This is a genomic window from Pseudomonas sp. GM55, assembly GCF_000282395.1.
GTDB lineage: Bacteria > Pseudomonadota > Gammaproteobacteria > Pseudomonadales > Pseudomonadaceae > Aquipseudomonas > Aquipseudomonas fluorescens_CC.
The window spans coordinates 18,371-32,344 of the sequence record NZ_AKJJ01000015.1; the positions used below are offsets into that span (position 1 = coordinate 18,371).

At 60.4% G+C, this 13,974-nt stretch carries 14 protein-coding genes; 11 read left to right on the forward strand and 3 right to left on the reverse strand.

Going from position 1 to position 13,974, the window contains the following annotated elements; translation table 11 throughout:
* Window positions 1–15: 15 nt before the first annotated feature.
* The 4 genes from rnhA to PMI31_RS02960 all read left to right on the forward strand — a co-directional run bounded on the left by rnhA (window position 16) and on the right by PMI31_RS02960 (window position 4,417).
* On the forward strand, window positions 16–468 hold the full coding sequence (gene rnhA, locus PMI31_RS02945) for a ribonuclease HI (RefSeq protein ID WP_008016119.1): 453 nt from the start codon (window positions 16–18) through the stop codon (window positions 466–468).
* 181 nt (window positions 469–649) lie between these two features.
* Window positions 650–1,408: a DNA polymerase III subunit epsilon gene (gene dnaQ / locus PMI31_RS02950; protein WP_008016120.1), complete on the forward strand. Its 759-nt coding sequence runs from the start codon at window positions 650–652 to the stop codon at window positions 1,406–1,408.
* 124 nt (window positions 1,409–1,532) lie between these two features.
* The gene (locus PMI31_RS02955) at window positions 1,533–3,788 is read left to right on the forward strand and encodes an Orn/Lys/Arg decarboxylase N-terminal domain-containing protein (protein ID WP_008016121.1); all 2,256 of its coding nucleotides are present in this window, start codon (window positions 1,533–1,535) and stop codon (window positions 3,786–3,788) included.
* Window positions 3,789–3,802: 14 nt separating this feature from the next.
* Window positions 3,803–4,417 carry a GNAT family N-acetyltransferase gene (locus PMI31_RS02960; protein WP_008016122.1) on the forward strand — a complete coding sequence of 205 codons (615 nt, stop codon included), beginning with the start codon at window positions 3,803–3,805 and terminating at the stop codon, window positions 4,415–4,417.
* Here the strand turns inward: PMI31_RS02960 and PMI31_RS02965 are convergent.
* Both PMI31_RS02965 and PMI31_RS02970 read right to left on the reverse strand, forming a co-directional pair.
* Entirely contained in the window at window positions 4,383–5,276 is an 894-nt protein-coding gene (locus PMI31_RS02965) for a LysR family transcriptional regulator (RefSeq protein WP_008016123.1), read from the reverse strand. The genes PMI31_RS02960 and PMI31_RS02965 overlap by 35 nt on opposite strands.
* 88 nt (window positions 5,277–5,364) lie before the next feature.
* Window positions 5,365–5,592 carry a hypothetical protein gene (locus PMI31_RS02970; RefSeq protein WP_008016124.1) on the reverse strand — a complete coding sequence of 76 codons (228 nt, stop codon included), beginning with the start codon at window positions 5,590–5,592 and terminating at the stop codon, window positions 5,365–5,367.
* 175 nt (window positions 5,593–5,767) lie between these two features.
* Here PMI31_RS02970 and PMI31_RS02975 point away from each other — a divergent pair, with 175 nt between their 5' ends.
* Window positions 5,768–6,328 carry an NADPH-dependent FMN reductase gene (locus tag PMI31_RS02975; protein ID WP_008016125.1) on the forward strand — a complete coding sequence of 187 codons (561 nt, stop codon included), beginning with the start codon at window positions 5,768–5,770 and terminating at the stop codon, window positions 6,326–6,328.
* A gap of 27 nt (window positions 6,329–6,355) precedes the next feature.
* On the opposite strand, the gene PMI31_RS02980 is transcribed toward PMI31_RS02975, so the two are convergent.
* A complete protein-coding gene (locus PMI31_RS02980; RefSeq protein ID WP_008016127.1) occupies window positions 6,356–7,306 on the reverse strand; it encodes a DUF1853 family protein in 951 nt (316 codons plus the stop codon).
* Between the two features lie 117 nt (window positions 7,307–7,423).
* Between PMI31_RS02980 and PMI31_RS02985 the strand changes: the two genes are divergently transcribed.
* Genes PMI31_RS02985 through pepN form a run of 6 tightly spaced genes read left to right on the forward strand, consistent with a single transcriptional unit; the run spans window position 7,424 to window position 13,938 of the window.
* Window positions 7,424–8,314, forward strand: a complete 891-nt coding sequence (locus tag PMI31_RS02985) for an NAD(+) kinase (protein WP_008016128.1) — start codon at window positions 7,424–7,426, stop codon at window positions 8,312–8,314.
* Window positions 8,314–9,285, forward strand: a complete 972-nt coding sequence (locus tag PMI31_RS02990; protein WP_008016129.1) for a metallophosphoesterase — start codon at window positions 8,314–8,316, stop codon at window positions 9,283–9,285. Before PMI31_RS02985 ends, PMI31_RS02990 begins: the two co-directional genes overlap by 1 nt.
* Entirely contained in the window at window positions 9,282–10,151 is an 870-nt protein-coding gene (locus PMI31_RS02995; protein ID WP_008016130.1) for a rhomboid family intramembrane serine protease, read from the forward strand. Before PMI31_RS02990 ends, PMI31_RS02995 begins: the two co-directional genes overlap by 4 nt.
* A 31-nt stretch (window positions 10,152–10,182) precedes the next feature.
* On the forward strand, window positions 10,183–10,443 hold the full coding sequence (locus PMI31_RS03000) for a YeaC family protein (RefSeq protein ID WP_008016131.1): 261 nt from the start codon (window positions 10,183–10,185) through the stop codon (window positions 10,441–10,443).
* Window positions 10,440–11,270: a DUF2797 domain-containing protein gene (locus PMI31_RS03005; protein ID WP_008016132.1), complete on the forward strand. Its 831-nt coding sequence runs from the start codon at window positions 10,440–10,442 to the stop codon at window positions 11,268–11,270. The genes PMI31_RS03000 and PMI31_RS03005 overlap by 4 nt, the downstream gene beginning before the upstream one ends.
* 10 nt (window positions 11,271–11,280) lie before the next feature.
* Window positions 11,281–13,938 carry an aminopeptidase N gene (gene pepN / locus PMI31_RS03010; RefSeq protein WP_008016133.1) on the forward strand — a complete coding sequence of 886 codons (2,658 nt, stop codon included), beginning with the start codon at window positions 11,281–11,283 and terminating at the stop codon, window positions 13,936–13,938.
* The last annotated feature ends 36 nt before the right edge of the window (window positions 13,939–13,974 follow it).

Genomic DNA, 13,974 nt, shown 5'->3' on the forward strand with positions numbered 1-13,974 from the left:
TCTGGATAGATTGGCATGAGCGATAGCGTAGAACTGTTCACCGACGGCGCCTGCAAGGGCAACCCGGGCCCTGGCGGTTGGGGCGCACTGCTGGTATGCAAGGGCGTCGAAAAGGAGCTCTGGGGCGGCGAAGCCAATACCACCAACAACCGCATGGAGTTGATGGGCGCGATCCGTGGTCTGGAAGAGCTCAAGCGTCCCTGTGACGTGCTGCTGGTGACCGACTCCCAGTACGTGATGAAAGGCATCAACGAGTGGATGGACAACTGGAAGAAGCGCGGCTGGAAAACCGCGGCGAAGGAACCGGTGAAAAACGCTGATCTGTGGAAGTTGCTCGACGAGCAGGTCAATCGCCACAAGGTCACCTGGAAGTGGGTGCGCGGACACATTGGCCATCACGGTAACGAACGGGCCGACCAGTTGGCCAACCGTGGCGTGGATGAAGTGCGTGGGTACAAGCAGACTTGAGTTTACTCCGAACCCTGTAGGCGCCGGCTTGCCGGCGATTGGGGGCTGGATCGCGTTGACCTCATGACCGCTATCGCCGGCAAGCCAGCTCCTACAGATAGCCCGGTGTATCTGAAAGACCCCGGCGAGCATGTTAACATCGCCGCTTTTGCACGATTGACCGATTGAGAGCTGAGCACTGATGGCCACCAGATCCGTTGTACTCGACACCGAAACCACCGGCATGCCGGTGACCGACGGCCACCGGATTATCGAAATCGGTTGTGTCGAGTTGATCGGCCGACGCCTGACGGGCCGGCACTTTCACGTGTACCTGCAACCCGATCGCGAAAGTGACGAGGGCGCCATCGGCGTACACGGCATCACCAACGAGTTCCTCGTGGGCAAACCGCGTTTTGCCGAAGTGGCCGAAGAGTTCTTCGAGTTCATCAAGGGCGCGCAACTGATCATCCATAACGCGGCGTTCGACGTTGGCTTCATCAACAACGAATTCGCCCTGATGGGGCGGCAGGACCGCGCGGACATCACGCAGCACTGCACGATCCTCGATACCCTGATCATGGCCCGGGAACGTCACCCGGGGCAGCGCAACAGCCTTGACGCCTTGTGCAAGCGCTATGGCGTCGACAACTCCGGCCGTGAATTGCACGGCGCCTTGCTCGACTCCGAGATTCTTGCCGACGTCTACCTGACCATGACCGGGGGGCAGACCAGTCTCTCCCTGGCCGGTAATGCGTCCGATGGCAATGGATCCGGTGAAGGGGCAGACAATTCAGCCACCGAGATCCGCCGTTTGCCGGCAGACCGCCAGCCGACGCGTATCATCCGCGCCAGTGAAGATGACCTGGCCCGCCACGCCGCGCGCCTGGAAATCATCAGCAAATCCGCTGGCGCTCCGGCGTTGTGGGTGCAGTTGGCAGAGGCTGAAGCCCAGGCCTAACCCTTTCAAAAAAAGGGGCATTTTGTGACCCATTTAAGGGCATCGCACTCGCTACATCCGCTGCAACACTCTACCCTGAGGTGATTGGCAGGCTCTGGTCTGCCGCCTCAGGACACTGAGCCTCATGTATAAAGATTTGAAATTTCCGGTCCTGATTGTCCATCGCGACATCAAGGCCGACAGCGTCGCCGGCGACCGTGTGCGGGGGATTGCCCGGGAGCTGGAGCAGGAAGGATTCAGCGTCGTTTCGGCGGTGGACTACACCGAAGGACGTCTGGTGGCGTCGACTTACCATGGCCTGTCCTGCATGTTGATTGCGTCTGAGGACGCCAGCACCCATTTGCATTTGTTGCAAAACATGGCCGAACTGATCGGTCTGGCGCGAGTGCGTGCGCCGGATCTGCCGATCTTTGCCCTGGGCGAAAAAGTGACCCTGGAAAACGCGCCCGCCGATGCCATGGCCGAGCTCAATCAGTTGCGTGGCATCCTTTACCTGTTTGAAGACACGGTGCCCTTTCTCGCCCGACAGGTGGCCCGTGCCGCGCGCAAATACCTTGATGGCCTGTTGCCGCCGTTTTTCAAGGCATTGGTGCAACACACGGCGGATTCCAACTATTCCTGGCACACCCCCGGTCACGGCGGGGGTGTGGCGTATCACAAAAGCCCGGTCGGGCAGGCGTTCCACCAGTTTTTCGGGGAAAACACCCTGCGCTCGGATCTTTCGGTGTCGGTGCCGGAACTCGGCTCTTTACTCGATCACACCGGTCCCCTGGCGGAAGCCGAGGCCCGTGCAGCACGCAATTTCGGCGCCGATCACACCTTTTTCGTGATCAATGGCACCTCCACGGCCAACAAGATTGTCTGGCACTCGGTGGTCGCTCGCGATGACCTGGTGCTGGTGGATCGCAATTGCCACAAGTCGGTGCTGCACTCGATCATCATGACCGGTGCGATCCCGCTGTACTTGTGTCCGGAGCGTAATGAGCTGGGGATCATCGGCCCGATTCCCCTGAGTGAGTTCAGCCGCGAATCGATCCAGGCCAAGATCGACGCCAGCCCGCTGACCAAGGGGCGTTCACCGAAGGTCAAGCTCGCTGTGGTGACCAATTCGACCTATGACGGCCTCTGTTACAACGCCGAGCTGATCAGGCAGCAACTGGGCAATAGCGTTGAGGTGTTGCACTTCGACGAGGCCTGGTACGCCTATGCGGCATTTCATGAGTTTTTTGCCGGGCGCTACGGCATGGGCACGTCCCGTGATGAAGACAGCCCGTTGGTGTTTACCACCCATTCCACTCACAAGTTGCTGGCGGCATTCAGTCAGGCGTCGATGATTCATGTGCGCGATGGCGGCGCACGGCAACTGGACCGGGATCGCTTCAACGAAGCATTCATGATGCACATCTCGACTTCGCCGCAGTACGGCATCATCGCCTCGCTGGATGTGGCCTCGGCAATGATGGAGGGGCCGGCCGGGCGTTCGCTGTTGCAGGAAATGTTCGACGAAGCCCTGAGTTTTCGCCGGGCGCTGGCTAACTTGCGACAGCACATTGCTGCGGATGACTGGTGGTTTTCGATCTGGCAACCGCCGTCGGCGGAAGGCATCGAGCGGGTCGTCACCGAGGACTGGTTGCTGCAGCCCGATGCCGACTGGCATGGTTTTGGCGGCGTGACCGAGGATTATGTGTTGCTCGACCCGATCAAGGTCACGCTGGTGATGCCGGGGCTGACGGCCGGTGGTGCCCTCAGCGAGCGCGGGATTCCGGCGGCGGTGGTCAGCAAGTTCCTTTGGGAGCGTGGCCTGGTGGTCGAGAAAACCGGGCTGTATTCGTTCCTGGTGCTGTTCTCCATGGGCATCACCAAAGGCAAGTGGAGCACGCTGCTCACCGAATTGCTGGAGTTCAAGCGCAGCTATGACGCCAACGTCAGTCTGGCCAGTTGCCTGCCTTGCGTGGCGCAAGAGAATGTGGCGCGGTATCGGGGTATGGGCCTGCGTGATCTGTGCGATCAGTTGCATGCCTGTTATCGCAGCAACGCCACCGCCAGGCACCTCAAGCGCATGTACACCGTACTGCCGGAAGTCGCGATGAAACCGGCGGACGCCTATGATCAATTGGTGCGGGGTGAAGTCGAAGCCGTGTCGATCGATGCGCTGGACGGGCGGATCGCCGCGGTGATGCTGGTGCCGTACCCCCCCGGCATTCCGCTGATCATGCCTGGCGAGCGTTTTACCGAGTCGACTCGCTCGATCATCGATTACCTGGCGTTTGCCCGCACGTTCGATAGCAGTTTCCCGGGGTTCGTTGCTGATGTGCACGGATTGCAACACGAAGATCAGAGCAATGGGCGGTGCTACACCGTCGATTGCATCAAGGAGTGAGGACCTTTCCCAGTATGCAGCCGGTTATGAATCCGATTTATCCAGGCTTGTCGGTACGGGTTGCCGATGACGGTTTTGCCGCCTATATCTGGGGCAGTGATTTCAGTTTTGAAGTCGCGGCCTACGGTGCGGCCGAATTAGGTACGCCGGTGGCACAGTGGCCGGTTACCCCGATCACGCCTTATCGCAAGTGCTACGGCATTGACCCCGAGGAATTCAGCAGCTTTCGCGATACCGCCGACAGCGCGATTTTCATGGCCTATCTGGATGACCAGCCCGTGGGGCATCTGGTGGTCAGCACCAACTGGAACGGCTTTGCCCATATCGACGAACTGGCGGTGCATGCGCCGGCCCGACGGCACGGAGTGGCCAAGGCGCTTCTGGATGTGGCGCAATTCTGGAGCCGCAAGAAAAAACTCCCGGGCATCATGCTCGAAACCCAGAACAACAACCTCGGTGCCTGCCGACTCTATGAACGCTGCGGTTACGTGATTGGCGGGATCGACCATCTGCGCTATCGCGGCATCGATCCGAACACCGCCGAAGTGGCGCTATTCTGGTATCGATTGTTCGAAAATCCCTTGGAAAGCTCGCTCAGTTCGTCAGCATCGCCGCGGCTTGTTCCGTGACGATGGCCAGCAGGGTCTGAACCGCCGCAGACGGTTCGGCGTTTTTCAGGGACAGGGCGTAGAGACTGATCGGGACGGCGGGCGCCAGCGGGCAGGTGTCCAGTCCCGAGGCTTTGGCGCCGAGGGCGGTGAAGGGGTCGACGATGGCCAGGCCTTCACCGGCCTCGACCATGCTGCGCATCATCTGATGCGTCTGCACCCGGGTCTGAATCACTGGAGCAGGGCGCAAGCCGTGCAGTTTGTTTTCCAGTGCCGGACTCAGCGGGTCGTGCCCCTCCAGGCCGATCATTGATTGGCCGGCCAGATCCTGCAGTGAAATGTATTTCTGTTTCGGTTGCAGCCAGCCATGGGGGGCGAGCAACTGAAGTTTGCCCTGGGCAATCACCTGGCAATCGATGTCGGCGTGATCCGGGTCGTGCAGGCTCAGCCCCAGATCGCTTTCACGCAACAGCAGAGATCTGACGATGTCGCGGGTCGGCTGGCTCAGCAGTGTGCAAGGTGCGTCGGGCAGGCGTCGGCGCAGGGCCGCGATGCTGTGTGGCAGCAATTGATTGGCGAGAGGCGGGGTGCAGATGACTCGCAGTGGTGGCGCCAGGTATTGCCTGAGGCTGTTGGCCAGGCGTTGTACGGGTTCGAGCGCGTCGTAGACCCGGGCAATTTCCGCCTGCAATTCCCGCGCTTCGCGGGTGGCCTGTAATCGTCCGCGCACGCTGGCGAACAGCATGAAACCCAACTGATCCTCGGCATCGCGCAGCAAACGCTCGACTTCGGTCACCGGCAACTGCAGCCATTCGGCGGCGGTGCCCAGGTGACCGGTCTGCAAGAGCGCCTGGATCACTTCGATATGGCGTAAGCGCATGCGTGAAGTCCATGTTCAGCAGGTGGAGGAGTCAGTGGCTGAATCCTACCCCAAGTCCGCGCATATGACTTCTGCTCATAACGATGAGTTATGAAACGCTGATGGTTTGCGGTTCGCGGATAATGGTAACGCCGGTTTGCACCAACAGAAATTCATTGTCGTCGACCTTGTTGACACGGTCGCCAATGGCCAGCTTGTAGGTGGTGACAGGCCCTGAACCGTCTACCGCCGGGGTGGATTCCTGGAATTCGTGCACCGAATAAATACGGCCTTGCGCGTCTCTTGCATGGAACTGACCGACGAGTACTGCTGCCATCTGCTTAGAACCTCTGGAGATAAATCACTCAATTTGCGGCTCTGTAGACCGTGACTGGGTGCGGTAAGTTTTCCTACAGGAAAAAAATAGTCAGGGGCGGCGTTTTCAGTCGCCCGCTGCTGGAATCGTCATCTATAACTACAAGCTCTTCATATCGGACAGTCGAGAAATTCCCATGAGCAACGTCTATACGATCGCCGTCCTGGTCGGCAGCTTGAGAAAGGAATCGATCAACCGCAAGGTCGCACGGGCTCTGATAGCGCTGGCGCCGGCCAATCTCAAGCTCAACATCGTCGAGATTGGCGATTTGCCGCTCTATAACGAAGACATCGATGGCGCTTCACCGCCGGCAGCCTACAGCACTTTTCGGCAACAGGTGAGTTCATCCGACGCGGTGCTGTTCGTGACCCCGGAATATAACCGGTCGGTGCCGGCGCCGCTGAAAAACGCGATTGACGTGGGTTCGCGTCCGTATGGCAAAAGTGCCTGGAGCGGTAAACCCGGTGCCGTTATCAGTGCTTCGCCAGGGGCCGTCGGCGGGTTTGGTGCCAACCACAACCTGCGTCAATCCATGGTGTTTCTCAATGTGCCGATGATGCAGCAACCGGAGGCCTATCTGGGGAACGCCGGTTCGGCGTTCGACGAGGCGGGCAAGCTGTCCGAGTCGGTCAAGCCGTTCCTGCAACGCTTCATCAATGCCTATGGGCAATGGGTCGAGCAGCACAAGAAAGCTTGATGTTCATGGCCAGGCACAGTACAAAATTCAGGCATTGCCCGGTACATTCGGCCAAAGATCCGCCACCAGAAACAGGCGTTCAGCTTCTTCCCAGTCACCGTTGGCATTTTCCGTCAGGCGCACCAGCAATTGTGCCGGTGCCAGCGGGTCCAGCTCATTGAGCCACGCCTGCATCTGGCCAGGGTTCCAGGTGTGCTCCGCCGAATAGTGCGCAGGAGCCAGCCAGGCGTGGCGGGGCAGCGGTTGCCAGCGCCCCGGCGGGCTCTGGGCCAACAACGCCGGCCAATCCTTTTGATGCAGCCAGCGGCCCCGCAAATGCTGCGGATGTGCACCCAACGGCGGCGCGGCCTGTCCAGGCCACGGGTACAGTAGATAACCCCCCAGCCACAAATGGGCGCTGAACGCCTGGATGTCCAGACCCGCCAGCACTTCACGGCTCTCGGGGCGTGCGGATATCGGCAGTTGATGCTGGCTCAGGTGCGCCAGTTTTCGGTCGAGCCGGTCGTGGCACCCCGGACCCAGCCACTGGGCGGTGTCGTGTCCGTCGCCGGATTGCGGGCCGAGGTAGAGCTTGATCGCCAGTTCCAGGTGATGCACACCATCGCGGTCGCGCAGCAGCATGTCCAGTTCACCCAGGGTGTGTCCCTCGCGCCGAATGGGCATGTTGGCGGCAATCAGCTCAATGCCCGGCGCATGCTGCACGGCGAATTGCCAGAGACGTTCGTAGTACAGGCCCAGGCGCCGGGTCCGGGCCTGGGCCAGCCAGTGCAGCAAGCCATAACTGTCGCGGTCCAGCTGCCGCAGCCAATGCTCCAGCTTTTGCGGTGCCAGCACCCAGTCGCTGCCGGCCAGCGGGTGGCGCTGCGGCCAGGGGGTATCGCCCAGCATGGGCGGCGCGAGAATGACCCACGCCAGGTCACGCACTTCGGGATGGCGTAACTGATGAGGCAGGTGGAGCAAATCCGGAAATAGCATCATCTTGCGAGCATAGCCCGAAACCCGGGCACACCCTTGAAGCTGAAAGGATTTTGTCTACGGCCGGCTTTCGCCCATAATCGTGGTTTTCGCCGCCACACAGATCCCCGCAGGAGCCCCATGGAGCAATTTCGCAATATCGGCATCATCGGTCGCCTGGGCAGTTCCCAGGTGCTGGATACCGTCCGCCGACTGAAACGGTTTCTGCTCGATCGTCACCTGCACGTGATCCTCGAAGACACCATCGCCGAAGTGCTGCCAGGGCACGGCCTGCAAACCTCGTCGCGCAAGATGCTCGGCGAAGTCTGCGACATGGTCATTGTGGTCGGCGGTGACGGCAGCCTGCTCGGTGCCGCCCGGGCGTTGGCCAAGCACAATATTCCAGTGCTCGGCATCAACCGGGGCAGCCTGGGTTTCCTGACCGACATTCGCCCCGATGAGCTGGAAACCAAGGTCGCCGAAGTACTCGATGGCCACTATCTGGTGGAAAACCGCTTCCTGCTGCAGGCCGAAGTCCGCCGCCACGGCGAGGCCATCGGTCAGGGCGATGCCTTGAACGACGTGGTGCTGCACCCTGGCAAATCCACGCGGATGATCGAATTCGAGCTGTACATCGATGGCCAGTTCGTCTGCAGCCAGAAGGCCGACGGCCTGATCGTTGCCACACCGACCGGCTCGACCGCTTATGCGCTGTCGGCGGGTGGACCGATCATGCATCCCAAGCTCGACGCTATTGTGATTGTGCCGATGTACCCCCATACCTTGTCGGGTAGACCGATTGTGGTCGATGGCAACAGTGAGCTGAAGATCGTCGTGTCCAAGGATATGCAGATTTACCCGCAAGTCTCGTGTGACGGGCAGAACCACTTTACCTGCGCGCCCGGCGACACCATCACGGTCAGTAAAAAAGCCCAGAAACTGCGGCTGATTCACCCGCTCGACCACAACTACTATGAAGTCTGCCGGACCAAACTCGGCTGGGGCAGCAAGCTGGGGGGTGGAGGCGACTGATGCTCGATCCCGCGCGTAGCTACGACCTGATCGGTGACGTGCACGGTTGCGCTCTGACCCTGGAGCACTTGCTCGACCGACTCGGTTATCACAAACAGGGCGGCGTCTGGCGACACGATTCGCGCATGGCGGTGTTCGTCGGCGACATCATTGACCGCGGCCCGCGGATTCGCGAGGCGCTGCACATCGTCCACGACATGGTCGAGGCCGGTCACGCGCTGTGCATCATGGGCAACCATGAGTTCAACGCACTTGGCTGGGCCACGCCGGCGCTGCCCGGCAGCGGCAAGCAGTTCGTGCGCGAGCACACGCCACGCCACGCCCGCCTGCTGCATGAAACCCTGACCCAGTTCGAACAGCATCCGGGTGACTGGCACGACTTTCAGCAATGGTTCTATGAGCTGCCATTGTTTGTCGATGCCGGGCGTTTTCGCGTGGTCCACGCCTGCTGGGATGCCGGGCTGATCGAGCCGCTGCGCGCGTTGTTCCCCAACGGTTGCGTCGACGAGCCTTTTCTTCAGGCGTCGGCGCAGTCGGGTTCGTTTGCCTGCACCGTGTTCGACCGGCTGCTACGCGGCACGGACATGCGCTTGCCGCATGGCCTGACCATGACCAGTGGCGATGGTTTAGTGCGTTCGTTCTTCCGCACCAAGTTCTGGGAAGACGATCCGAAAACCTACGGCGACATCGTGTTCCAGCCGGATGCACTACCGGAACCTGTGGCCCGGACGCCGCTGTCGTCCACCGAAAAGAACAGTCTGCTGCGCTATGGCATCGATGAGCCACTGTTGTTCGTCGGCCATTACTGGCGCAGCGGCAAGCCGGCCCCGATCCGGCCGAACCTGGCCTGCCTGGATTACAGCGCGGTGCTGTACGGCAAACTGGTCGCCTATCGACTGGATCAGGAAACCCGCCTGGATCCGCATAAATTCGTCTGGGTCGATGTCGAGCGGCCGGAGGTGCTGCAATGAGTGCTGTAGCGGTATTGCGTCTGCCATTGGCGGTGGACTTGAGCGGGTTCGTCGCGCTGCTCAAACGCATGCAAGTGCCTCATCGGGTCAGCGAGGAAGCTGGCGAGCAGGTGCTGTGGGTGCCAGACAACATCAGTGAAGACGTGCGCGCGCTGTACGAACGCTTTCCGGCGGGCGATCCCGACCAGCAACTGGCCATTCCGCAGGCGCAGACCCTCCAGCGTCCGGGTTTCGTCGAGCAATTGAAGTACGCCAGGGCCACCGCGCTGGTGCTGTTGCTGAGCGTGATCGTCGGCGCGGTGACCTTGCTCGGCGACAACCTTGAAACGATGCGCTGGCTGACCTTCCTCGAGTTCCGCGTGGTCGGCGAATACATCCACTTCACGCCACTGGCCGACAGCCTGGCGGCGGGGCAGTGGTGGCGCCTGTTCACGCCGATGCTGATCCACTTCGGCATCCTGCACCTGGCAATGAACGGCATGTGGTACTGGGAACTGGGGCGACGTATCGAGTCGCGCCAGGGCAGTATCAACCTGATCGGCCTGACCTTGCTGTTCAGCCTGGTGTCCAACTACTTCCAGTACTACATAAGCGGCCCGACCTTGTTCGGTGGCTTGTCCGGCGTACTGTACGGCCTGCTCGGGCATTGCTGGATCTTCCAGTTGCTGGCGCCGAACCCGGCTTATCGCCTGCCGCGCGGAGTGCTGGTGATGATGCTGGTGTGGTTGCTGCTGTGCCTGTCCGGGCTGGTCTCGATGATCGGCTTCGGCGAAATTGCCAACGCGGCCCATGTCAGCGGGTTACTCATCGGATGCTTCACCGGGTTGTTGGGCGGTTTGTTTAACCGCCGTAAACTGGCCGCCTAATTCAGACATGCAATAAAGAGACGGAGACCCAATGTCCTCTTTTAACGAAATGATCAAGAACATCACCGCCGATATCTACGAGAGCCTGAAACTGGCCGTGGAAATCGGCAAGTGGTCCGACGGTGGCAAACTCACCGCCGAACAACGCGAGCTGTCGTTGCAGGCGATGATCGCCTGGGAGATCCAGAACCTGCCCGAGGACCAGCGTACCGGCTACATGGGGCCGCAGGAATGCGCCTCGAAGTCGATCGAAGTACCGAATATCCTGTTCAAGTCGGATGCCATCCATTGATCGAGATTGGCCGAGGTGCAATCAGCAAAATGTCGGCGCGCCTTGACGGGGCGAATGTGCAATACGCTTTCCGTCTGGGCGAAACCGAAGTCCCGGTCAATCCGTTGATCGGCACCACGGTGCGCCTGGAATACCTGGGTGCGATTCACTGCATCCATTGCGGACGCAAGACCAAAACCAGTTTCAGCCAGGGTTACTGCTATCCGTGCATGACCAAGCTGGCCCAGTGCGACGTGTGCATCATGAGCCCGGAGCGCTGCCACTTCGACGCCGGCACCTGCCGGGAACCGGAATGGGGCGAGAAGTTCTGCATGACCGATCACGTGGTGTACCTGGCCAACTCGTCGGGGGTGAAAGTCGGGATTACCCGGGCCACCCAGTTGCCGACCCGCTGGCTCGACCAGGGGGCGAGCCAGGCCTTGCCGATCATGCGCGTATCGACCCGGCAACAGTCCGGTTTCGTCGAGGATCTGTTCCGTAGCCAGGTGGCCGACAAGACTAACTGGCGTGCTTTACTCAAGGGCGATGCGGCGGCCGTGAACCTGGCCGAGGTCCGCGATCGACTGTTCGACAGCTGCGCCGAAGGACTGTTGGGGCTGCAGCAACGATTTGGCTTGCAGGCTATCCAGACGGTTACCGACGTCGAACCGTTGGAAATCCGCTACCCGGTCGAGCAATACCCGGCGAAGATTGTCAGCTTCAACCTGGACAAGAACCCGATTGCCGAAGGCACGCTGATGGGGGTCAAGGGCCAGTACCTGATCTTCGACACCGGCGTGATCAATATTCGTAAATACACGGCTTACCAGCTCGCCGTGCATCAGTAAGGACTCCAGCATGCGCACCGAACAACCGAAGATGATTTACCTGAAGGACTATCAGGCGCCCGAGTACCTGATCGACGAAACGCACCTGACCTTCGAGTTGTTCGAGGACCACAGCCTGGTCCATGCGCAACTGGTGATGCGCCGCAACCCCGAGCGTGGCCCGGGGCTGCCGCCGCTGGTGCTGGACGGCCAACAGCTGGAGCTGTTATCGGTCACCCTGGCCGACCGTGAGCTGGGCGCCGCCGACTACCAGTTGACTGAAAATCACCTGACCCTGCACCCGACCAGCACCACCTTCACGGTCGACACCAGCGTGCGGATCCACCCGGAAACCAACACCGCGCTGGAAGGCCTGTACAAGTCCGGCACGATGTTCTGCACCCAGTGCGAGGCCGAAGGCTTTCGCAAGATCACCTACTACCTCGACCGTCCGGACGTGATGAGCACGTTCACCACCACGGTCGTCGCCGAACAACACAGCTATCCGGTGCTGCTGTCCAACGGCAACCCGATTGCTTCCGGTCCTGGCGAAGACGGCCGGCATTGGGCGACCTGGGAAGACCCGTTCAAGAAACCGGCGTACCTGTTTGCGCTGGTGGCCGGCGACCTGTGGTGCGTCGAAGACAGCTTCACCACCATGAGCGAGCGCACTGTGGCGTTGCGCATTTACGTCGAACCGGAAAACATCGACAAGTGCCAGCACGCCATGAACAGCCTGAAGAAGTCCATGCGTTGGGACGAAGAGGTCTATGGTCGCGAGTACGACCTGGACATCTTCATGATCGTCGCCGTGAATGACTTCAACATGGGCGCCATGGAGAACAAGGGCCTCAATATTTTCAACTCCAGCGCCGTGCTGGCCAAGGCCGAAACCGCCACCGATGCCGCGCACCAGCGGGTCGAGGCGATCGTCGCCCATGAATACTTCCACAACTGGTCGGGCAACCGCGTGACCTGCCGCGACTGGTTCCAGCTGTCGCTCAAGGAAGGCTTCACCGTGTTCCGCGATGCCGGTTTCTCCTCGGACATGAACTCGGCCACGGTCAAGCGCATCCAGGACGTGGCGTACCTGCGCACCCACCAGTTCGCCGAAGACGCCGGCCCCATGGCCCACGCCGTGCGCCCGGACAGCTTCATCGAGATTTCCAACTTCTACACCCTGACCGTGTATGAAAAGGGTTCGGAAGTGGTCGGCATGATTCACACCTTGCTCGGTGCCGAAGGCTTCCGCAAAGGCAGCGACCTGTACTTCGAACGCCACGACGGCCAGGCGGTGACCTGCGATGACTTCATCAAGGCCATGGAAGATGCCAATGGCGTCGACTTGACGCAGTTCAAACGCTGGTACAGCCAGGCCGGTACACCGCGCCTGGCAGTGAGCGAGTCTTATGACGCGGCGGCAAAAACCTACAGCCTGACCTTCCGCCAGAGCTGCCCGCAAACCCCGGACAAGGTTGAAAAACTGCCGTTCGTGATCCCGGTTGAGCTGGGGCTGCTGGATGCCAAAGGGGCAGCGATTGCCCTGCGTCTGTCCGGTGAAGCCAGCGCGCAAGGAACCTCGCGGGTCATCTCGGTGACCGAGGCCGAGCAGACCTTCACCTTCGTCGACATCGCCGAACAACCGCTGCCGTCGTTGCTGCGTGGTTTCTCGGCACCGGTAAAACTGAGCTTCCCGTACAACCGCGACCAGTTAATGTTCCTGATGCAGCACGACAGCGATGGCTTCAACCGCTGGGATGCTGGTCAGCAATTGTCGGTGCAGGTGTTGCAAGAGTTGATCGCCCAACAGCAGAAGGGCGAAGCGCTGGTACTCGATCAGCGTCTGGTGTCCGCGCTGCGCACGGTGCTTTCGGATGAGTCACTGGATCAGGCGATGGTGGCGGAAATGCTGTCGCTGCCGAGCGAAGCGTACCTGACCGAGATCAGCGAAGTGGCGGATGTCGATGCCATCCACATCGCCCGCGAGTTTGCCCGCAAGCAACTGGCCGACGCGCTGTTCGAAGGTCTGTGGCAGCGTTATCAGGGTAATCGCGAATTGTCGAAGCAGACGCCGTACGTGGCCGAAGCCGAGCATTTCGCTCGTCGTGCCCTGCAAAACATCGCGCTGTCGTACCTGATGCTCAGCGGCAAGCCGCAAGTATTGGCCGCAACCCTGGAGCAGTTCGACGCGTGCGACAACATGACCGAGCGCCTGACCGCACTCGCCGTGTTGGTCAATTCGCCGTTCGAGGCCGAAAAAGCCAAGGCACTGGCCAGCTTCGCCGAGCACTTCATGGATAACCCGCTGGTCATGGATCAGTGGTTCAGCGTCCAGGCCGGCAGTGTGTTGCCGGGTGGTCTGGAGCGGGTTCGTCAGTTGATGCAGCATCCTGCGTTCAACATCAAGAATCCGAACAAGGTGCGGGCACTGATTGGTGCGTTTGCCGGGCAGAACCTGATCAACTTCCACGCCGCCGATGGTTCCGGGTATCGCTTCCTCGCGGATCTGGTGATCGAGTTGAATGGCTTCAATCCGCAGATTGCTTCTCGCCAGTTGGCGCCTTTGACTCGCTGGCGCAAGTATGACAGTGCTCGTCAGGCGTTGATGAAGGGGGAGCTGGAGCGGATTCGTGCTTCCGGTCAGTTGTCCAGCGATGTGTTTGAAGTGGTCAGCAAGAGTTTGGCTTGATTTTGGCTTTTGAACTTGGCGGCCTTTGGGCCGACC

Excerpts from the sequence above, each read along its gene's own strand:
- PMI31_RS02975 (WP_008016125.1), top strand. The coding sequence starts at position 5,768 with ATGAGCAACGTCTATACGATCGCCGTCCTGGTCGGCAGCTTGAGAAAG.
- PMI31_RS02995 (WP_008016130.1), top strand. The coding sequence starts at position 9,282 with ATGAGTGCTGTAGCGGTATTGCGTCTGCCATTGGCGGTGGACTTGAGC.
- PMI31_RS02980 (WP_008016127.1), bottom strand. The coding sequence starts at position 7,306 with ATGATGCTATTTCCGGATTTGCTCCACCTGCCTCATCAGTTACGCCAT.
- PMI31_RS02970 (WP_008016124.1), bottom strand. The coding sequence starts at position 5,592 with ATGGCAGCAGTACTCGTCGGTCAGTTCCATGCAAGAGACGCGCAAGGC.
- PMI31_RS02960 (WP_008016122.1), top strand. The coding sequence starts at position 3,803 with ATGCAGCCGGTTATGAATCCGATTTATCCAGGCTTGTCGGTACGGGTT.
- PMI31_RS02985 (WP_008016128.1), top strand. The coding sequence starts at position 7,424 with ATGGAGCAATTTCGCAATATCGGCATCATCGGTCGCCTGGGCAGTTCC.
- pepN (WP_008016133.1), top strand. The coding sequence starts at position 11,281 with ATGCGCACCGAACAACCGAAGATGATTTACCTGAAGGACTATCAGGCG.
- dnaQ (WP_008016120.1), top strand. The coding sequence starts at position 650 with ATGGCCACCAGATCCGTTGTACTCGACACCGAAACCACCGGCATGCCG.
- PMI31_RS02990 (WP_008016129.1), top strand. The coding sequence starts at position 8,314 with ATGCTCGATCCCGCGCGTAGCTACGACCTGATCGGTGACGTGCACGGT.
- PMI31_RS03000 (WP_008016131.1), top strand. The coding sequence starts at position 10,183 with ATGTCCTCTTTTAACGAAATGATCAAGAACATCACCGCCGATATCTAC.
- PMI31_RS02955 (WP_008016121.1), top strand. The coding sequence starts at position 1,533 with ATGTATAAAGATTTGAAATTTCCGGTCCTGATTGTCCATCGCGACATC.
- PMI31_RS02965 (WP_008016123.1), bottom strand. The coding sequence starts at position 5,276 with ATGCGCTTACGCCATATCGAAGTGATCCAGGCGCTCTTGCAGACCGGT.
- rnhA (WP_008016119.1), top strand. The coding sequence starts at position 16 with ATGAGCGATAGCGTAGAACTGTTCACCGACGGCGCCTGCAAGGGCAAC.